This window comes from Nocardiopsis protaetiae (assembly GCF_045446735.1).
GTDB classification, from domain to species: Bacteria; Actinomycetota; Actinomycetes; order Streptosporangiales; family Streptosporangiaceae; genus Nocardiopsis; species Nocardiopsis protaetiae.
Window position 1 is genome coordinate 1 of sequence record NZ_JBJJBV010000126.1, and the last position, 18,454, is coordinate 18,454.

Genomic DNA, 18,454 nt, shown 5'->3' on the forward strand with positions numbered 1-18,454 from the left:
CGCCCGCGCCCGCCGCGCGTGCGGGGTCACCCCCGTTCCGAACCCGGCCGACGCCCCTGCCACCCCGAGCCCGGCCGACGGCCTTCCCGTTCCCCAGTTCAGGCCCGGTGGACGACCTTCCCGTCCAGGACGGTCAGCCAGGCGTCCACCGAGCGCAGCTCGTCCGGCCCCAGCCCCTCGACCGCCCGGTCCAGGACCACCACGTCGGCCAGGTACCCCGGCTTGAGAACGCCGAGCCGGTCCTCCACCCCCAGCGCGTGGGCGGCGTCCAGGGTGTGCGCCCGCAGCGCCTCGTGCAGGGTGACGGCCTGGTCTGCGCCGATCTCGTCGCCCTCGCGGGTGGTGCGCCCCACCGCGTTCGCGATGGTGTCCATCGGGCGCAGGCTGGAGACGAACGCGTCGCTGGACAGCGCCGGCCGCAGCCCCAGGTCGATCTCCTCGCGCATCGGCTGCAACCGGTGGGCCCGCTCCCCCAGGCGGCGCAGGAAGTCGCGCCCGCTGTCGTAGAGGAAGTTGGGCTGGTTGATCGGGATGACCCCGTACTCGGTGAACCGCTTGGCCTGCTCCACCGTCGGGTACCCGCAGTGCTCCACGCGCGGGCGCGGGTCGGGCCCCGACACCTTCGCCGCCGAGGCGATCGCGGCAAGGGTGTGCTCCATGGCGGCGTCGCCCTGGGTGTGGATCGCCACCTGCCAGCCCTCGCGGGCGGCCCGGGTCACCAGGTCCACCAGCTGGTCGGGGTGGTGGTACATGCTCCCGGCGAACTGGCCGTGCTCGCCGTAGGGAACGGTGAACTTGGCGGTGCCGCCCAGCAGGGTGCCGTCGGAGTAGAACTTCATGCCGGTCAGCCGCAGCCAGTCGTCGCCGAACGGCGAGGCCAGCCCGGCCTGGGTGAGGGCGTCGAGCTGGTGGGACAGCGGCATGCCGAAGGTGCGCAGCGGCAGCGTTCCGGCGGCCCGGGCGGCCCGGTACACGCGCAGTTCGCGCGCCGACACCTGCGGGTCGCACACGGTGGTGACACCCGCGGAGAGGTAGGGGCGGGCGGCGTCGGACAGCCAGCCCAGGAGGTGCTCGGTGGGCAGGGCGGTGTGGAAGTTGGGCCCGTGGCAGCCGATGTCGACGGCCAGCGGCAGCAGCAGTTCCATGGCGGCGTCGGTGACCATGCCGGTGAGGCGGCCGCCCTCGTCGCGCACGAACGAGCCGCCCGCCGGGTCGGGCACGTCCTCGCCGATGCCGCTCCAGGCCAGGGCCGCGGAGTTGACGACGGCCTGGTGCCCGGACACGTGGTAGACGATGACGGGGTGCTCGGTGGTGGCGGCGTCCAGGTCGCGGCGGGTGGGGCGCCCTTCGGGGTACTTGGCGTCGTCCATGGAGAAGGCGCGGATCCACTGCCCGGCGGGAGTGCGTGCGGCCTCGGCGGCCAGGGCGGCGACCAGGTCGGCGGCGCTGCCCACCTTGGGGTAGCGGGCGTCGACGGCGGCCAGGGATTCGGCCGTGGACAGCAGGTGGTTGTGCGGGTCGATGAACCCGGGCAGGACCGTGCGCCCGCCCGCGTCGATCTCGGTGGCGCCGGGCCCGGCGGCGGCGCGGGCCTGCTCGGCCGTGCCGGCCAGGAGCACGCGACCGTCGCGCACGGCCAGGGCCTGGGCGCGGGGGCGGGAGTCGTCCATGGTCAGGACGGCGGCGTTGTGGATGAGCAGGCCGGGCACGGCTTCCTCCTGGTTCGGGTACGGATGGGAGCCCCGGGGCGGGCCGGAGGACGGCCGGCCCGCCCGGGGAGGCGAGGGTGATGGATATCGGTGGCGGTACAAAAGTTCAGCGGTGCTGACGATCAGCAGTGCGGAATATCAGTGGCGCTGAACCTCGGGATCACGCGGCACAGGACCCAGGGGCACTGAACATCAGCTGCGCTGAGAATCAGCGGCACTGAACATCAGTGGTACTGAATGTCAGCAGTGCTGAGTATCAGGACCCCTGAGCGCCACCGACCGGCTCAGGTCGCCGCCGACTCCAGCAGGTCGGCGTCGCGGTGCCGGGGCGCGTTGGCCAGGCAGATGATGCTGACCACCGCCATCGCCATCAGCAGCCCCGCCACCGGCAGGATGCTGCCGGTCGCCGCGTACAGCGCGGTGCTGACCAGCGGCGACAGCCCGCCGAAGATCGCACCGGCGACCTGGTAGGCGATGGAGATGCTGGTGTAGCGGGCCTGCGGCGGGTACATCTGGGCGAGCACCCGGGCGATCGGCCCGTAGACCGCGGCCATGGCCAGGCGCATCACGCACAGCGCCAGGAAGATCAGTCCGACGCTGCCGGTCTCCAGGACCAGGAACTGCGGGATCGCCAGGACGATGACGCCGACCAGCCCGATGGTGACCACCCGGACGGTGCCGTAGCGGTCGCCCAGCCAGGACACGGCCAGGGTGGCGACGAGCTCCACGAACGCGGCCAGGCTCAGGCCGTTGAGGATGACCTGTTCGCTGATGCCGACCTCGGTGACCCCGTACCCCTGGAGGAACGTGGTGACGATGTAGTAGCCGCCGACCGCGACCGGCAGGATGCCGATGCCCAGCAGCAGCGGCCGCCATGAGGTGCGCAGCGCCTCGCGCACGGGCAGCTCGGTGGACGCCTGCTTCTCCTGCACCTCCTGCACGGCCTCGAAGACCGGGGACTCCTCGACCTTGAGGCGGATGACCAGGCCGACCAGGACCAGCAGCACCGACGCCAGGAACGGCAGGCGCCAGGCCCAGTCGTGGAGGGCGTCGGCGTTCCAGGCGGCGATGAGGCTGAACGAGCCGGTGGCCAGCAGCGCGCCGGCGGGGTTGCCCAGCTGGGCGAACGAGCCGTAGAAGGTCTTCTTGTCCTCGGGAGCGTGCTCGACCGCCATGAGGACGGCGCCGCCCCACTCGCCGCCCACGGCGATGCCCTGCACGAACCGCAGCACCACCAGGAGCAGCGGGGCGAAGAACCCGATCTGCTCGTAGGTGGGCAGCAGCCCGACGCAGAAGGTGGCCACACCCATCATGAGCAGGGTGATGACCAGTGCCGACTTGCGGCCGAGCCGGTCGCCGTAGTGGCCGAAGATCAAGCCGCCCAGCGGGCGGGCGAAGAAGCCGACGGAGAAGGTCGCGAAGGAGGCCATGAGGCCCACGACCGGGTCCGTCCCGGGCGGGAAGAACTGGGTGGCGAACACCAGGGCCGCGGCCGTGGCGTAAACGTAGAAGTCGAACCACTCGATGGTGGTGCCGACGAAGGCCGCCACGGCCGCACGCGCGGGGTGCGAGGACGTGGGGGCGGTCCGCTCTGACATGGGAACTCCGGTTGCGCGTGGCGTGGTCGCCGGGTGCTGATCAGGTGTTGTTGTGACCGTAGACACCCGCCCGCCACCGGCGCCGGGATGATCCGCACAGGGCGTACCGTGACAAAAGTGCGGTGCGCACAGTCACGCGCGGCCCCCGGGCCTCGCGCCGGCGCGCACCGCCGCCGGAACGCACCCTCGGCCCCCGGGAGCAGCCATGAGCATCACCGTCCGCGACATCACCGCGGCACCGCACCTGGAGGTGCACGCCTCGGCCGGGTTCCCGGGCCTGGACCGGGTGGTGCGCTGGGCGCACGTCACCGAGCTGCCCGACCCGGTGCGCTGGCTGCGCGGCGGCGAGCTGGTGCTGACCGTGGGACTGGGGCTGGGCAGGGGCGAGCGGGAGCGGCGCGCCTACGTGCGGCGCCTGCACGAGGCGGGGTGCGCGGGGCTCGCCTTCGCCATCGACGTGTGGCTGGGCGGGACGATCCCGCCGGAGGTGCTGGACGAGGGCGACCGGCTCGGCTTCCCGGTGCTGCGGGTGGAGGGCGAGACGTCGTTCATCGCCGTGGTGGAGGCGGTGGCCGACCACTACGCCGCCGAACGGAGCCGGGAGCAGGGCCGGGTGCTGGCGGCCCAGGACGCGATGGCGCGGGCGGCGCTGCGTTCGGGCCCGGCGGGGGTGATGCACGAGCTGGCGGCGGCGACGTCCGGGGAGTGCCTGCTGCTGGACCGCAACGGGATGACCAGCCGGGCCGTCCCGGACGCCGAGCCGGCCTGGCACGCGCCGGTGCGCGCCGCGGTGGCCGGGCCGGACCGCACGCCGGGCATGAGGATCCTGGCGGGGGACGGCCGGAGCACCGCGGACACGGAGAACACCGCTGGCACTGCGGACACCGGCGAGAAGGGCAAGCGGGCGGACGGGGTGATCCTGCTCCAGACGCTGGGCACCACCGGCCGAACGCTGGGCTGGCTGGCGCTGCGCTGCGCCGACCCCTCCGCGAGCGTGCGGGTGCTGGCCAACCACGCCGCGTCCCTGCTGGCGGTGGACCTGCTGCACTCGCGCGACGCACGCCGGGCGATCTTCCGCGAACGCGCCCCGCTGCTGCGGGCCGCCGCGCTGGGCGGGCCGGTGGGCGTCCCGCTCACGCTGCCGCCCCCGCCGTGGGAGGTGGTCTGCTACCGCCTCGGCCCGACGTCCGCCGCCCCCACCTCGGCGACCACCCTCACCCCGGCGACCGACCCCGCCCCGGGAACACCGAACGCGCCCAACGCGCTGGACGCGGCGGCCGACGCCCTGGTGGACGTGCTCGGGGACACCGGTGCCGCGCAGAGCGCGGGCCTGTGCCCGCTGGACGGAGTTCTGGTGGCGGTGCTGCCCGAGACGGGGCGGCCGCACGCCGGGGAGCGGCTGCTCGCGCTGCTGCCGGGGGTGGTCGCGGCGGGGGCCTGCCGGGCGCGCGGTCCGGTCGACCTGGCCTCGGCGGTGTCCCGGGCCCGCGGCGCGGTCCCGCCGCGGGGGTACCGGCACGTGGACGAGGCGGACGCCTGGGCGCTGCTGCGTTCGGCGGTCCCCGAGAGCGGGTCGCGGGCGTTCACCGAGGCCGTGCTGGGGCCGCTGCTGGAGCACGACACGCGCAACGGCACGGAGCTGGCGCACACCCTGCGGCACTATCTGGACGGCGGGGCGCACGTGGAGGGGACCGCCCGGGAACTGGGGGTGCACCGCAACACGCTGCGGGCGCGGCTGCGCACCGCCGAGCGGGTGCTGGGCCGATCCTTGTCCGAGCCGCGGACCCGGCTGGAGCTGTGGACGGCGCTGAGCCTGCACCCGGTGCGCTGCACCGACGGCACCTGGCACGATTGACCCGGCACGACCGGGCCGATGCCCTGGTGCCCCGATGTCCTGGTGCGCCTCCGCCCCGGCGCCCGGCGCCCTGTGCCCGGGGCCGGGGTTCCGGCAGCGGTACCCGAAGCGGCCCGTACGCGGCCACGGGCCCTCGGCGGCGCCCCGGCCGGGACAGTAGCACCCCCGGCCCCGCGGGCACGCGGCCGCGGGCGCTCGGCGGTGCCATCGGCGGCGGGCTGCACCCGGCCGGGTCATCCTCCCGGTGATCCGGTCGGGCCGCGCTATCGCCGCCCACGCCACCCCGACCGGGCACCGGCGGTCCTCCCCGCCGCACGTGGGGAGGACCGCCGGTGGTCAGGCGGCGACGGTGTACAGCCGCCCGGAGTGGGCATCGGTCTCGATCTCGTCCACGAGCGCGACGGCGTAGTCGGCGTCGCTGATCCGGCTGCGCCCGTGCTCGTCGGTGAGGACGACGTCGCCGCCGGTCCGGTACCGACCGGTGCGCTCGCCCTCCCTGACGAGTTCGACCGGCGGGGCCAGGTAGGTCCACCGCAGGTCGAGGCTGATCTGGTAGAGGAAGTAGGCGCGTTCCAGGGAGCGCGCCAGGTCGCGCAGGGGGCCGCGGGCCATCCGGCTCTGCCAGTAGGTGGCGGTCCGGGACTCGTCGGCGTACAGGTGGCCGGGGCTGCCGGCGACGAGGAGCCGCACGGAGGTGCCGGTGAGCAGTGAGATCAGGTGGCGGTCGACCTCAAGGTGGTCGCGTTCGCGGCCCACCTGGGCCTGGTGTGCGTTGACGAGGACATCCAGGCCGTCGAGGTCGCCGTAGTCGAGCTCCAGGGGGTTGCGGCGGATGTCGCACACGTCGTGCCCGCGGTGGCGGGCCTCGGCGGCGATGAGCGCGCCGATGCCCGTGGTCGCGCCGATGACACCGATCCGCATGGGAGTGGCGTGGTCTTGCATGGCGGGTCCTTAGGGACAGGTGCTGGGATCCGGTGCGGGGCCGTCGAACCGGGAAGGGACGACCCCCACCAGAGAGATAAGAGTGACGGAGAGGTCTCCGCCACGTACACCGAACTTACCGGAGAGGTCTCCGTCAGGCAATCCCCGAATCCTGTGACGCGGCCCGCAGCACCCCACAAAAACCCCACCTGAACTGGGACGACACAAAATCGAAAAATCGGCTAACCTAGGCGGAGAGATCTCCGTCAACAAAGGACCGTGACCGTGTCGACCAAGCGCGTCGAGCAGCTGCACGCCCAAGGCGTCCGCACGCGCGCCCACCTGCTGGAGACCGCCCGCGAGGCGTTCTCCACCTGCAGTGACGCCTCCCTGAACTCCATCGCCAAGAAGGCCGGTGTCGGTATCGGCACCCTGTACCGGCACTTCCCCACCCGCGAGGACCTGATCTTCGAGCTGTACCGCTCCGAGGTCCAGCAGATGGCGCAGGCCGCCGACGACCTGCTCGATGAGCAGTCGCCGCTGGACGCCTTCCGGATGTGGCTCCAGCGGTTCGCCCGCTACGCCATGACCAAGGCCGGACTCATCGGGGCGCTCCAGAGCGCCACCAGCCACGGGCGCTTCGCCCAGGAGGCCCGCGGCCCGCTCACCGCGGCGCTGGGCCGGCTGCTGGAGGCCAACCGCGCCGCCGGGACCCTGCGCCCCGACCTGGAACCCGACGACGTGCTGCTGGCCATCGCCGGGCTGTACCAGCTCGACCCCGAAGGCGACTGGGAGCCGCGCGCCAAGCGGATCCTCGAACTCGTCTGCCTGGGCCTGTGCCGCCGGGGCGCCGCCCCGCTGGACGGGACCGCACCGGCCTGACCCAGCGCCCGCCCGGACCCGCTCCCGTCCGATCCCGCGCCCGGGCCGCACCCATCGCACACCCGGCCCGCCGCGGCGCTCCACGGCGCGCCGGGTTCACCTCGCCCCGGACGGGGCACCCTCCCGGGCGAACCGGGCCACCAGCCGCAGCCTGCTGGTCTCGCCGGTCTTGCGCATGATCGCCGAGACGTGCGACTCCACCGTGCGCACGCTCACGAACAGCGCGTTCGCGATCTCGATGTTGGACTCCCCGGCCACCATCCGCTCGAACACCCGGGTCTCGGCCGAGGTGAGCGGTTCGGCCGCCTTCCCGGGAGCGCAGGCGCGCGCGTCCCGCGCCACCCGCGACAGCAGGGGCGCGTCCCCGGCCGCCATCGACCGCGCCCGCTCCAGGTCCGCGCGGGCCGGACCGGTGTAGCCCAGCCGGACGAACAGGCGTGCCCGGTCGCGCAGACACCACGCCCGCGCGGTGCCCCCGGCCGACCGCGCGGCGACCACGGCGTGGTCGGCCTCCTCCCTGGCCCGGTCCAGGTCCCCGCGTGCCGTGGAGAGCAGGGCGCTCACCCGCAGCACCTCGGGGGACTCTCCGTGCCGGGAGGCCGCCACCGGGGCCAGCCGCCGACCGGCCTCCTCCAGCTCACCGTTCTCCACCAGGGCCTCCACCAGGGCGACCCGCGTCCACAGGCACGACGGGGGCGCCTCGTCGGCCGGGTGGTCGACCGACGGCAGCGCCTGCCGGAACACGCGGATCGCCTCCGACCAGCGCTCCCGCGCCCAGGCCGACCGGCCCAGCAGCGCCAGCGCCACCGACTCCCGGTATTCGGGCTCGCGCCCCGACCGGCGCCGCTGCCCGGCGACCAGCCGGGCGAACCCGTCCCCGTCGGCGCGGTGGATCAGCTCGCTGCCCACCGCCCACAGTTCCTCCGCCGACAGGGCCGGTCCCCGGCCCGGCCGGGCATCGGCGCGTACTCCGGTGCCCATCGCATCGCCTCCCTCTCCCCCGTCTTCGACATATCCGTGTACGCACGGATGCGCGGGCCGGTTCGCGCGGCTTGAGTGTCCCCTGCAACGGCGTAACGCCACCAAGGGGGAGACATGAACAGCACGGGGACCGACTTCCTTTTCGAGCCCGGAGAACCCGGCTACCAGGAGGCCGTCGCCGCCTACAACCTGGCCGCCGACCTGACGCCGGCGCTGGCCGGAACCGTGACCGGCGTCGCGCAGATCCGCGCCGCGCTGGCCGTGGCACGGGCGCGGGAGGTGGGCGTCCGGGCGCACACAACGGGCCACGCCGCCCACGGGCAGGCGCCCTACAGGGGCGAGATCCTGCTCCGCGTCCGGCTGGACGGAAAGCCCACCGTCGACCCGGACGCGGCCACCGCCACCATCCCGGCGGGCGCCACCTGGGGCGAGGTCGTCGCGGTGACCGCGCCGCACGGACTGACGCCGCTGCACGGCTCGTCCGGGACCGTGGGGGCCATCGGCTACCTGCTGCGCGGCGGGATGAGCTTCTACGGGCGGCTGCACGGCCTGGCCTCGAACTCGATCCTGTCGCTGACCGCGGTGCTCGCCAACGGCTCCGTCGTCACCGTGGACGAGCACAACGACCCGGAGCTGTTCTGGGCACTGCGCGGCGGGGGCGGCGGCCTCGGCGTGGTCGTGTCCGCGACCGTGTCGCTGGTCAGGGTGCCGTCGGTGGTGACCGGCGCCGCGTTCTGGCCGTTCGCGGCCGCCGGGGAACTGCTCGCCCGCTGGGAGGAGTGGTGCGCGGACGCCCCGGAGAACGCCTCCACCTCGTTCCGGGTGCTGAACCTGCCCCCGCTGCCGGGCATCCCGCCGCAGCTCACCGCCGGGCCGGTGGTGTGCCTGGACGGTGCGGTGGTCGACACCGCCAAAACCGGTGCCTCGCGTGTGGCGGCGGACCTGCTGGACCCGCTGCGCGCGGTCGCCGAGCCGCTGCTGGACACCTGGCACCTGGGCGGGCCGGAGGAGGTGCTGGCCACCCACATGGACCCGCCGGACCCGGTGCCCGCCCTGTCCGACCACCTGCTGGTCGGGGAACTGGGCTCCGCGGGGCGCTCGGCGTTCCTGGAGGCGGCCGGGAAGGCGTCGGTGACCATCGTGGAGCTGCGCCAGCTGGGCGGGGCGTTCGCCCGTCCGCGGCCGGGCGGCGGCGCGGTGGACGCGCTGCGCGGGGCGTACGCCTACTTCGGGGCGGGGATGATCGGCGGTCCGGCCACCCCGGACACGGTCCACGAGGGGCTGGCGGTGGTGCGCGACGCGCTGGCCGCGTGGGACACCGGGTTCACGGCGCCGACGTTCGTGGAGTCCCACGACATGCCGCAGCGGTCCTTCGAGGCGCCGGTCGCCGAACGCGTCCGCGTGGTGCGCGAGCGGGTGGACCCGGACGGCCTGTTCCGTTCGGACGTGGTCCGGGGCGCACTGGTGGCCTGAAAGGCTTCCGCGGACGGTGGCGCAGCCTGAGCGGGTCGGCGCCGCCGCGTCCGCGGAGGAAGGGCGGGCCCTCCCCTCCGAGCCGGGGAGGGTCCGCCCGCACACGACGTGCGGGTCCGGCGGTCAGGGCAGGATGGAGTCGACGTAGCCGCCGTCCACCCGCAGGGCGCCGCCGGTGGTGGCCGAGGCCAGCGGCGAGGCCAGGTAGACGACCATGTTCGCGATCTCCTCGGGTTCGATGAGCCGCTGGATCAGGGACGCCGGGCGGTGCTCGCGCATGAACGCGCGCTGGGCCTCCTCCCAGGGCAGGTCCTTGTCCACCAGCTCGTACACGAAGTCCTCGACGCCGCCGGTGTGCGTGGGGCCGGCGATGACCGAGTTGACGGTGACGCCGGTCCCGGCGGCCTCCTTGGCGAAGCCGCGGGTGACCGAGAGCAGGGCTGTTTTGGTCATGCCGTAGTGGATCATCTCGGCGGGGACCACCACCGCCGAGTCGCTGGCGATGTTGAGGACGCGCCCCCAGGAGTTTCCGGTCATGCCGGGCAGGTAGGCGCGGGTGGTGCGCACCGCGGTCAGGACGTTGACCTCGAAGTAGCGGCGCCACTCCTCGTCGGTGATCTCCAGTGCGGGGCGGGCGCCGAAGATGCCCAGGTTGTTGACAAGCACGTCCACCGCGGGGACGGCGTCCAGGACGCGCCGCAGGCCGCCGTCGTCGGCCAGGTCGCCGGGGGCGGCGACGAGGTCGGCCCGGGGGTGGTCGGCGGCGATGCGCACCAGCGCGCGGTCCACGGACTCCTGGCTGCGCCCGTTGACCGCGACCCGCGCCCCGGCACGCACCAGGCCGGTCGCGATGGCCGCGCCGATGCCCTGGGTGGATCCGGTGACCAGCGCCGTCTTCCCGGAGAGGTCGATCTGCATGGTGCGCCCTTCGTCGGAGTCCGCTCGCACCGACGTTAGTTGCACACGCGCACTAACCGCAAGGGCACCGAACCGGCGTGTCGCCGCCGGTCACGCCCGGACGGCGGCGACGGCCTCGTCCCAGAGGTCTTCGAGGGGGACGGCGCCGTCGACGCGGAGCCAGGTGTCCGTGGCGACGTCGAGGCAGGTGAGCGCGGTGGCGATGATCGCGGCGGCGCGGTGGTCGGCCCGCACCCCGTCGAGGCCGTGCGCCTCGCGCAGGCGCCGGGCGAGTTCGGGGACCAGGACCTCCTGCCAGGCGAGGTGCTTCTCCAGGCTGCGGGCGCGCAGCGACGGGGTGCCGTGCAGCATCCGCCCGATGCGCAGCTCCTCCCCGGGATCGGGGAAGGCCTCCTCGCGCAGCGCCAGCAGCGCGGCCCGGACCGCCGCCCAGGGCTCCTCCCCGGGCGGGCGCGCGGCCAGCGCGGTACCGATGCGATGGCCCCGGTCGATCATGTCGCCCAGGACCACGTCCTCCTTGGTCGCGAAGTAGCGGAAGAAGGAGCGGCGGGAGATCCCGGCGGCCGCGGCGATCTGGTCGATGGTCGTCTCTTCGAAGCCCTGCTCCAGGAAGAGGGCCATCCCGGCCTCGGCGATCTCGCGGTGGACCGCACGGCGCGTGCGCTCCCGCAGGCCGGGAGTCGGTTCTCCAGTGGTCACTCCGCCAGCCTACAAGAGAAGTCACCCAGGGGCGATCTTGACACCAAGTGTCACCCATGGCGTATGGTGCCAACATGACTCTCGATCATGCCGCCCAGACCACACTCATCACCGGCGCCAGCTCCGGCATCGGCGCCGCCCTGGCCCGCCGGCTCGCCGCACGCGGTTCCGGCCTCGTACTCGTCGCCCGCCGCGCCGAACGGCTGGAGTCGCTGGCCGCCGAACTGCGCGCGGCCCACGGCGTCCGCGTGGAGACCGTCTCCGCCGACCTGGCCCGCCCCGGGGCGGGCCGTGAGCTGGCCGCCGAGATCGACCGCCGAGGCATCCGCGTGACCAGCCTGGTCAACAACGCGGGGATCGGCGCGGACGGCGCGTTCGCCGACCAGGACCCCGACGAACTGGAGGCCCTGCTCGCGCTCAACGTGACCGCGCTGGTGGACGTGTCCCGGGCGTTCATCGGGCGGCTCTCCGCCGACGGCTACCTGGTGAACATCGCGAGCATGGCCGCCTACCAGCCGATCCCGGGCATGGCGGTGTACGCGGCGAGCAAGGCGTTCGTATTGAGCTTCACCGAGGCGCTGTGGTGGGAGACACGCGGCCGGGGGCCGCGCACCCTGGCGTTCTCGCCGGGGCTGACCCGCACGGAGTTCTTCGACGGGATCGGCACCGACGGCTACGCGGGGAACTTCCAGACCCCCGACGAGGTCGCCACGGCGCTGGTGCGCGCCCTGGACCGGCGCCGCTCGACCCCGAGCGCCCTGTCCCGGGCGGCCAACGCCGTCGCCACGACCCTGACCGGCCTGCTCGGCCGCCGCACCGCCGTCCTCGCCACCGCCCGCGTCGCCGGTTCGGCGGCCCTGATGCGCAAGAACCGCCCCGCGACGGTCTGAGCCCTCACCCATCCCCGCATATGCGGGGAGCAGAGATGTGGGCCTCGGCCGCGATGCTGCCGGAGAAGGGACCATCCCCGCGTGCGCGGGGAGCAGTGGACGTCGAGTCGCACACGAACGACCGCGGCGGGACCATCCCCGCGTGCGCGGGGAGCAGATCGTGTTCCGCAGGTGCTCGAACGCTTCCTGGGGACCATCCCCGCGTGCGCGGGGAGCAGCAGGCCGCCCGCCCCGCCTCCGCCATCGACCTGGGACCATCCCCGCGTGCGCGGGGAGCAGCACCGGGTGCGCAGGTCCTCCAGGGACGCCCCGGGACCATCCCCGCGTGCGCGGGGAGCAGAGTAAATGACCTGCGCGGATTCCAAGGGAAACCGGCCGATTTTCAAACTTCTTGAGAAACGGACATAACTGACACAGGGGCGGAATCAGCCTGCGGACGGAGGAACGCGGTCGGCGGGGAAGCCTCCGGTTGCGATGGGGCCCCAGCGCTTGGGGGTGACCCGGACGAGCGCCTTGCCCTGGCGGCGCATCGCCTCGCGATACTCCTCCCAGTCCGGGTGCTCGCCCGCGATCACCCGGAAGTACTCCACCAGCGGCTCAACGGCCTCCTCGCCGTCGATGACCTCGGCCTCGCCGTCCACCTGCACCCAGGCGCCGCCGAAGTCGTCGGACAGCACCACCACGCTCACCTGCGGGTCGCGGGCGGCGTTGCGGGCCTTGGCCCGCTCCGGGTAGGTCGACACCACGATCCGCCCCTGTGCGTCCACCCCGCAGGTCACCGGCGAGGCCTGCGGCCCGCCGTCACCGCGGCGGGTGATCAGCAGGGCGTTGTGCCGGGGCCGCACGAACTCCAGCAGTCCGGCCAGGTCAACGGTGGTGTTGGTCGCGATCGAAGGACTCATCGGCCTCTCTCTTCAGCGGGAACCCGCTCAGCCTATCCCCGCAAGCCCTGCCGCTTCGAGCATTCAGAACGCGCACAACGAAAGGGGCGGCCGCCTTCCGGCGGCCGCCCCTTGAAGTTCACGGGAGGTTCAGGAGGTGACGCTGCTGCGCAGGAGCGCGCTCCACTCGGAGGAGGAGAAGGAGAGGCACCCCAGGTCCGGCCGCTTAGAGTCGCGCACCGCGAATCGGCGGGGTTCCCCGAAGTGGGGCCCGGCTTCCACACAGTTGCCACCGGTACTCGTGCTGTAGCTGCTGATGTGCCAGCCGACCTCGACGCACTGGCCGCCCCCGTTGGCGCTATAGCTGCTGGTTCGCCAGCCCACAACGGCCGACGCGTCCCGCTCCATCACTGGGTCCTCTCCAAAGCCGCGATGAACGCGGCCGAGTCCTGCGGACTCAAGCTCATCTGTTCCAGCCGATCGTATACCTCGACCAACTTGTCCACGTCCCCTCGTTCCAGGTAAATCCCACCCCCTCGGCTCTCGATGTGTGCCACCGTAGAGAAAGGGTCACCCAGGTCAAGGAGGGTGAAGGCGCCTTCCGGCGAAGGGTGCGCACCGATGTCGAACGGCAGCACACGGATCGTGACGTGTTCGAGCTCGGCCGCCTGGAGGAGGCGTTCCAGTTGCTTGGTCATGACCACAGGACCTCCGACACTTCGGCGAAGCGCGGACTCGTCCAGCAGCACCGTGTACTGGGCAAGGCCCTCTCCCGTGAGAACCTTCTGCCGATCCATGCGCAACTCTACCCATCGCTCGACCTGGGTTGAGCCCGCGTCATGGTCCACAGTGCTGATCAACGACCTCGCGTACTCAGGCGTCTGGAGTAGACCCGGCACAGTCAAAGCCGCGAACATGCGCATCGACTCAGCACGGCTTTCCAGCCACACCAGGTCGATGGTGGAACCCCAGACATCATCCCCTGAGTACTTCTCCCACCAACCGGTCTGCCAGACCTCGCCGCACAGGTTGAGCAGGGTCTCGCGCTGCGACTTGTCGTCAACCCCGTACAGGTCCATCAGGGCGAGCAGGTCGCCCCGCCGTACCGGGAAGGTGCCCAACTCGAAGCGACTGATCGTGGACAGGTCCTTCTGGAGGTACTCGGCGGCCTCCTTGAGCGTGAGCGAGTTCTGTTCACGCAACTGCCTGAGCATGCGGCCCAGCCACTGGGCACGGAGGGTCACTCGACGTTCGCGTTTCGGGGGCATCTGCACTCCTTCCCAAGGCTTGTGCTAATTCGCATCAGCACTTGCACAGGGCAAGCCTACATGCTTTCCTTGCTTTAGGTGATGAGAGATTCACCGTCCGAAACGGAAGTTTCTGGATAAACAGGACAGCCGCCCGGGGTGGGTGCACGAGTTGGCCCTCTTCTCCCACCTCGGGCGGCCTCTGACCGGAGGGAACGCATGAACGTTCACAAGCTCCCGCCGCCCACCATTGTGGCCGAAGCGTGGGCCGGAATCGACACCAGCATCGACGACGAACACCCCCAGGTCCTCTCCCCCGAGCAGTTCGAGCGTTACTGCTCGACCATGCGCAACCTCCTGCGCGCCTCCGACCTGGACGTCGAGGACTTCGACAACTCCCCCGCCTCCTTCCTCGTCGTCACCGACGACGACTTCCGCATGGAGATCAAGCTCGACCCCGAACGGGTGGCCTCCGTCGAACTCGTCCTGGTGGACGACCTCCTCGACCAGCCGACCACCGTCGAACTCACCGAGGCCCTGATCGCCCTGCTCCACCGGGCCCGGAACTTCCACCGGGAGTGACCCACGACCGGAAGCGTTCCCACCCCACCACGGCCTCCCGCCGCACACGACGGGAGGCCGCTCGCACCCCCGGAAAGGAACTCGCATGACCGACGTCCGGCAGACGCACCAGCCCCTGCTCGAACGCCTGCTGCCCGACACCGACCCCGCCACCCTCACCGTCCGCGAGGGCCAGTTCCACCGGGTGGTGATCGCCGCCGACCGCGTCGTCCGCCTCCCCCGCACCCCGGCCGCCGCCGCACGGCTGCCCCGGAGCGCCGCCCTCCTGCGCGCCCTCCTCGAACTCGACCTCCCCTTCCGCACACCGACGCCACTGGACGAAGGCCACGACCCCGCGTACCTGCTCCTGGACCGCATCCCCGGCGAACCGCTAACCGAGCTCACCGATCCCGGAACCGCCGCGTCCGTCGCCGAGCAGTACACCGCCCTGCTCTCCGCACTCGCCAAGGCCGGAGCCGACCCGCGCGCCCGCGCGGCACTGCCCCGCGCGGCACCCGACCAGTGGCGGCGGTTCGCCGCCGACGTGCGCACCGAACTCCTCCCCCTGATGTCCCCCGCCGGCCGCCGCCGCGCCGACCGGGAGCTCACCGCCCTGGACGCCCTCCCCCACCTCACCGAATCCGTGGTCCACGGTGACCTCGGCCCCGAGAACGTCCTGTGGGAGAACGTCCACGGCCGTCCCCACCTCAGCGGCGTGATCGACTGGGACGACGTCTCACTGGGAGACCCCGCCGAGGACCTCGCCGCCATCGGCGCCGGTCACGGCCCGGACCTGCTCGACCGGATACTCACCTTGGAGAACCGCGACGGCACACGAGATCGGATCACCACGATCAGCGGAACCTTCGCCCTCCAGCAGGCCCTCCAGGCCGCCCGCGACGGGGACGCGGAAGAACTCGCCGACGGCCTCACCGGCTACCGCTGACCCCCTGTCAGGCCCCCGGGGCCGGGAACACCTCGTCGGCCAACCCTTCGATCACCCGCGCCACCACCGCCGGGCATGCGGCATCGCCCCCGCCAGCGCCTCCAGCCGCTCATGGAGGTCCCCTGCCCCCGCGCGCCCGTCAGCAGCACGGTCGGCGTCTCGATCCCCGCATAGGCGTCGAGGCGGTCCCCCAGAGCCTCGATCACCGCGGCGTCCTCGACCTGAGCGGGCACGAGTCCCCGCAGGTGCGGCACCACCGGTATCACCGCCGCCGAGAGCCAGGACAGCACGGCCGGGAGCCGCAGCACCTCGCGGGCAAAGACGCCGAACGCCCTCCCCCGCCCCAGGGGGTGACGGCCACACGAGGCCTCCTGCCCCAGGGGGTTTCCCACTTACCCGGGGCCCTCAGCCACAGCCCGGTCACCTTCCTGGCGACCCCCGCCGCAGGGGGTGACGGCGGCAGGAGGCTTCCCGCCCTGACCCCAGGGGGTGTCGGTAGAGCGGGACTCGGCCCGGTGTGCTGGGGGTGAGACAGCAAGAGCAGGTTTCCAAAACCCCCGCCATCTGCGGAGGGCGGTGTGCGGGAGACCGCTCTCGGTCGCGTTGGTCTCCACGGGTCACCCCTTGGGAACGTACAGACCCGGGCTGGGCGCGGAGCCGTCCCCACGTACAACCCCCGGCAGACCACCAGGCATACGCGTTTCCCGCACGCCCCGGGCGGTGGGGGTTTTGTCCGGGGACGGGTCGGGGCCCAGCGGCACGCTCAACCACACAGGTCCACGGAAAGAACGCTCCGACTGAAAACGAACCGTTGCACAGACCTCGCTTGAAAGCCCGACCACAGACGTAGTAACCCCCACCCCACCCGCCCTCCCCAGCCGAAGGGGCCCATCCCCGCTTACGCGGGGAGCACTTCAATATCAACAGCCTGCCCTGGTGTGCCATCGGACCATCTCCGCGTGAGCGGAACGCCGGGGCGGAACACGGGGGCGGAACGCGGGCGCGGGGCGGGAGCGCCCACCGCCCCCACCCCGCCGCACGCCCCTGCCCCGCCCCACCCCGCCGCACACCCTCTGTCAGCAGTTGCCCGACAGCGCCCTGTCAGCGGTTGCCCGACAGCACCGCCACCAGGTCCGCCGCCGTCGGCGAGGCGTCCAGCAGCCTCCCCACGTGCTCCTTGGTCCCCCGGCGCGGCTCCAGGGTCGGCACCCGCTGGAGCGAGTCGTAGCCCGGCAGGTCGAAGATCACCGAGTCCCACGACGCCGCCGCCACCGAGTCCGCGTACTTGGCCAGGCACCGGCCGCGGAAGTACGCCCGGGTGTCCTCCGGCGGCTCGGTGACCGCTCGCTGCACCTGGGGCTCCTCCAGCAGCCGCTTGATCCTCCCGCGCGCCACCAGCCGGTTGTAGATCCCCTTGTCCGGCCGCACGTCCGAGTACTGCAGGTCCACCAGCTGCAACCGCGGGTGCGACCAGTCCAGCCCGTCCCGCGACCGGTACCCCTCCAGCACCTTCAGCTTGGCCACCCAGTCCAGCTCGTCGGCCAGGTCCATCGGGTCGTTGCCCAGCCGGGTCAGCGCCGACTCCCACCGGTCCAGCACGTCCGCGGTGTCGGGGTCCACGTCCGTGCCGAACCGGTCCTCCACGTACTTGCGCGCCTGGTCCAGGTACTCGCCTTGCAGCTCCAGCGCGGTCATCCGGCGCCCGTCGCGCAGCTTCACCCGGTGCGTCAGCGTCGGGTCGTGCGACACCGCCCGCAGGTCCGCCACCGGCGTCTCCAGCGACAGGTCCACGCTGATGAACCCGTCCTCGATCATCGACAGCACCAGCGAGGTCGTCCCCAGCTTGAGGTAGGTGGAGATCTCGCTCATGTTGGCGTCGCCGATGATCACGTGCAGCCGCCGGTACTTGTCCGGGTCGGCGTGCGGTTCGTCCCGCGTGTTGATGATGGGACGCTTCAGGGTGGTCTCCAGCCCCACCTCGACCTCGAAGAAGTCGGCGCGCTGGGAGAGCTGGAAGCCGACCCCCTGCCCGTCGGAGCCGATGCCCACCTTGCCCGCGCCCACCACCACCTGGCGGGACACGAAGAACGGGACGAGGTGGCGGACGATGTCGCCGAACGGCGTCGACCGCTGCATCAGGTAGTTCTCGTGGCAGCCGTACGAGGCGCCCTTGTTGTCCGTGTTGTTCTTGTACAGCTGGATGGGTTCGATCCCCGGTGTGGCCCCCGCCCGGGCGGCCGCGTCCGCCATCACCCTCTCGCCCGCCTTGTCCCACAGCACCGCGTCGAGCGGGTTGGTGACCTCGGGGGCCGAGTACTCGGGGTGGGCGTGGTCCACGTACAGCCGCGCCCCGTTGGTGAGGATGACGTTGGCCAGCCCCAGATCCTCGTCGGTGAGCTGCGTGGGGTCGGCCACCTCACGCGCCAGGTCGAAGCCGCGCGCGTCGCGCAGCGGGTTCTCCTCCTCGAAATCCCATCGGGCCCGCCTCGCCCGGGCCGCCGAGGCGGCCAGATAGGCGTTGACCACCTGGGTTGAGGTGACCATCGCGTTGGCCCCGGGGTTGCCCGGCACGGAGATCCCGTACTCGGTCTCGATACCCATAATCCGCCGCACACTCATGCTGAAGAGATTATCCACCGGGGACCGGTCTTGAACGCTTCCGCGTCGATTGTGGCCCAAGCGCCGTCTTCCCGGGAGTTCCCGAACCCCCGGCGCGCCGTTGTCCTCGCAGGTGGGAGCGGCTTCCCCTGGCCCGGGAAAAACCTTTCACCCGTTTTCTGCGAAAAGTCGGCCGGACGAACCCGGAACCGAACCGGGAGCCGAACCCGGCATTGGCGCCGCGCCCCGCACGGCACCCGAAAACGACCCTGAAGACGACCCCTGAAGACGACAC

Annotated in this window: 16 protein-coding genes and 1 CRISPR repeat array; of the genes, 6 read left to right on the top strand and 10 right to left on the bottom strand. The window is 72.4% G+C overall.

The window, feature by feature from the left end:
- Positions 1–98: 98 nt before the first annotated feature.
- Entirely contained in the window at positions 99–1,709 is a 1,611-nt protein-coding gene (locus ACJOT3_RS19385; protein WP_406974266.1) for an amidohydrolase, read from the bottom strand.
- 284 nt (positions 1,710–1,993) lie between these two features.
- Positions 1,994–3,307 (bottom strand): MFS transporter, encoded by a 1,314-nt coding sequence (locus tag ACJOT3_RS19390; RefSeq protein WP_406974267.1) that lies wholly within the window; start codon positions 3,305–3,307, stop codon positions 1,994–1,996.
- A gap of 205 nt (positions 3,308–3,512) precedes the next feature.
- Between ACJOT3_RS19390 and ACJOT3_RS19395 the strand changes: the two genes are divergently transcribed.
- Complete coding sequence (locus ACJOT3_RS19395) at positions 3,513–5,162, top strand: PucR family transcriptional regulator (protein ID WP_406974268.1); 1,650 nt, start codon at positions 3,513–3,515, stop codon at positions 5,160–5,162.
- A gap of 336 nt (positions 5,163–5,498) precedes the next feature.
- On the opposite strand, the gene ACJOT3_RS19400 is transcribed toward ACJOT3_RS19395, so the two are convergent.
- On the bottom strand, positions 5,499–6,104 hold the full coding sequence (locus tag ACJOT3_RS19400) for an NAD(P)-dependent oxidoreductase (protein WP_406974269.1): 606 nt from the start codon (positions 6,102–6,104) through the stop codon (positions 5,499–5,501).
- A gap of 264 nt (positions 6,105–6,368) precedes the next feature.
- On the opposite strand from ACJOT3_RS19400, the gene ACJOT3_RS19405 reads away from it, so the two are divergent.
- The gene (locus tag ACJOT3_RS19405; protein ID WP_406974270.1) at positions 6,369–6,965 is read left to right on the top strand and encodes a TetR/AcrR family transcriptional regulator; all 597 of its coding nucleotides are present in this window, start codon (positions 6,369–6,371) and stop codon (positions 6,963–6,965) included.
- A gap of 96 nt (positions 6,966–7,061) precedes the next feature.
- Here the strand turns inward: ACJOT3_RS19405 and ACJOT3_RS19410 are convergent, their stop codons facing one another.
- Entirely contained in the window at positions 7,062–7,946 is an 885-nt protein-coding gene (locus ACJOT3_RS19410; protein WP_406974271.1) for a helix-turn-helix transcriptional regulator, read from the bottom strand.
- Positions 7,947–8,060: 114 nt separating this feature from the next.
- Between ACJOT3_RS19410 and ACJOT3_RS19415 the strand changes: the two genes are divergently transcribed.
- Positions 8,061–9,419, top strand: coding sequence for an FAD-binding oxidoreductase (locus tag ACJOT3_RS19415; RefSeq protein ID WP_406974272.1), 1,359 nt, complete (start codon positions 8,061–8,063; stop codon positions 9,417–9,419).
- A gap of 123 nt (positions 9,420–9,542) precedes the next feature.
- Here ACJOT3_RS19415 and ACJOT3_RS19420 read toward each other — a convergent pair whose 3' ends face one another.
- On the bottom strand, positions 9,543–10,337 hold the full coding sequence (locus ACJOT3_RS19420; RefSeq protein WP_406974273.1) for an SDR family NAD(P)-dependent oxidoreductase: 795 nt from the start codon (positions 10,335–10,337) through the stop codon (positions 9,543–9,545).
- A gap of 90 nt (positions 10,338–10,427) precedes the next feature.
- Positions 10,428–11,036: a TetR/AcrR family transcriptional regulator gene (locus ACJOT3_RS19425; protein ID WP_406974274.1), complete on the bottom strand. Its 609-nt coding sequence runs from the start codon at positions 11,034–11,036 to the stop codon at positions 10,428–10,430.
- A gap of 74 nt (positions 11,037–11,110) precedes the next feature.
- Between ACJOT3_RS19425 and ACJOT3_RS19430 the strand changes: the two genes are divergently transcribed.
- Positions 11,111–11,926: an SDR family NAD(P)-dependent oxidoreductase gene (locus tag ACJOT3_RS19430; RefSeq protein ID WP_406974275.1), complete on the top strand. Its 816-nt coding sequence runs from the start codon at positions 11,111–11,113 to the stop codon at positions 11,924–11,926.
- Between the two features lie 67 nt (positions 11,927–11,993).
- Positions 11,994–12,266: direct repeats of the CRISPR family, unit length 29 nt; unit sequence GGGACCATCCCCGCGTGCGCGGGGAGCAG.
- Between the two features lie 85 nt (positions 12,267–12,351).
- On the opposite strand, the gene ACJOT3_RS19435 is transcribed toward ACJOT3_RS19430, so the two are convergent.
- From ACJOT3_RS19435 to ACJOT3_RS19445, 3 genes are all read right to left on the bottom strand, one after another.
- A complete protein-coding gene (locus ACJOT3_RS19435) occupies positions 12,352–12,828 on the bottom strand; it encodes a PPOX class F420-dependent oxidoreductase (RefSeq protein WP_406974276.1) in 477 nt (158 codons plus the stop codon).
- Between the two features lie 129 nt (positions 12,829–12,957).
- Entirely contained in the window at positions 12,958–13,215 is a 258-nt protein-coding gene (locus ACJOT3_RS19440; protein WP_406974277.1) for a DUF397 domain-containing protein, read from the bottom strand.
- Positions 13,215–14,075 (bottom strand): helix-turn-helix domain-containing protein, encoded by an 861-nt coding sequence (locus ACJOT3_RS19445; RefSeq protein WP_406974278.1) that lies wholly within the window; start codon positions 14,073–14,075, stop codon positions 13,215–13,217. The genes ACJOT3_RS19440 and ACJOT3_RS19445 overlap by 1 nt, the downstream gene beginning before the upstream one ends.
- Before the next feature lie 198 nt (positions 14,076–14,273).
- Here ACJOT3_RS19445 and ACJOT3_RS19450 point away from each other — a divergent pair, with 198 nt between their 5' ends.
- Together ACJOT3_RS19450 and ACJOT3_RS19455 are read left to right on the top strand one after the other, a co-directional pair.
- Complete coding sequence (locus tag ACJOT3_RS19450; protein WP_406974279.1) at positions 14,274–14,636, top strand: hypothetical protein; 363 nt, start codon at positions 14,274–14,276, stop codon at positions 14,634–14,636.
- An 85-nt stretch (positions 14,637–14,721) separates the two neighbouring features.
- Complete coding sequence (locus ACJOT3_RS19455) at positions 14,722–15,561, top strand: aminoglycoside phosphotransferase family protein (protein WP_406974280.1); 840 nt, start codon at positions 14,722–14,724, stop codon at positions 15,559–15,561.
- A gap of 1,101 nt (positions 15,562–16,662) precedes the next feature.
- Here the strand turns inward: ACJOT3_RS19455 and dop are convergent.
- Entirely contained in the window at positions 16,663–18,180 is a 1,518-nt protein-coding gene (gene dop, locus ACJOT3_RS19460; protein ID WP_406974281.1) for a depupylase/deamidase Dop, read from the bottom strand.
- Positions 18,181–18,454 lie beyond the last annotated feature (274 nt).

Excerpts from the sequence above, each read along its gene's own strand:
- ACJOT3_RS19415 (WP_406974272.1), top strand. The coding sequence starts at position 8,061 with ATGAACAGCACGGGGACCGACTTCCTTTTCGAGCCCGGAGAACCCGGC.
- ACJOT3_RS19455 (WP_406974280.1), top strand. The coding sequence starts at position 14,722 with ATGACCGACGTCCGGCAGACGCACCAGCCCCTGCTCGAACGCCTGCTG.
- ACJOT3_RS19410 (WP_406974271.1), bottom strand. The coding sequence starts at position 7,946 with ATGGGCACCGGAGTACGCGCCGATGCCCGGCCGGGCCGGGGACCGGCC.
- ACJOT3_RS19440 (WP_406974277.1), bottom strand. The coding sequence starts at position 13,215 with ATGGAGCGGGACGCGTCGGCCGTTGTGGGCTGGCGAACCAGCAGCTAT.
- ACJOT3_RS19450 (WP_406974279.1), top strand. The coding sequence starts at position 14,274 with ATGAACGTTCACAAGCTCCCGCCGCCCACCATTGTGGCCGAAGCGTGG.
- ACJOT3_RS19435 (WP_406974276.1), bottom strand. The coding sequence starts at position 12,828 with ATGAGTCCTTCGATCGCGACCAACACCACCGTTGACCTGGCCGGACTG.
- ACJOT3_RS19445 (WP_406974278.1), bottom strand. The coding sequence starts at position 14,075 with ATGCCCCCGAAACGCGAACGTCGAGTGACCCTCCGTGCCCAGTGGCTG.
- ACJOT3_RS19395 (WP_406974268.1), top strand. The coding sequence starts at position 3,513 with ATGAGCATCACCGTCCGCGACATCACCGCGGCACCGCACCTGGAGGTG.
- ACJOT3_RS19400 (WP_406974269.1), bottom strand. The coding sequence starts at position 6,104 with ATGCAAGACCACGCCACTCCCATGCGGATCGGTGTCATCGGCGCGACC.
- dop (WP_406974281.1), bottom strand. The coding sequence starts at position 18,180 with ATGAGTGTGCGGCGGATTATGGGTATCGAGACCGAGTACGGGATCTCC.
- ACJOT3_RS19390 (WP_406974267.1), bottom strand. The coding sequence starts at position 3,307 with ATGTCAGAGCGGACCGCCCCCACGTCCTCGCACCCCGCGCGTGCGGCC.
- ACJOT3_RS19420 (WP_406974273.1), bottom strand. The coding sequence starts at position 10,337 with ATGCAGATCGACCTCTCCGGGAAGACGGCGCTGGTCACCGGATCCACC.
- ACJOT3_RS19430 (WP_406974275.1), top strand. The coding sequence starts at position 11,111 with ATGACTCTCGATCATGCCGCCCAGACCACACTCATCACCGGCGCCAGC.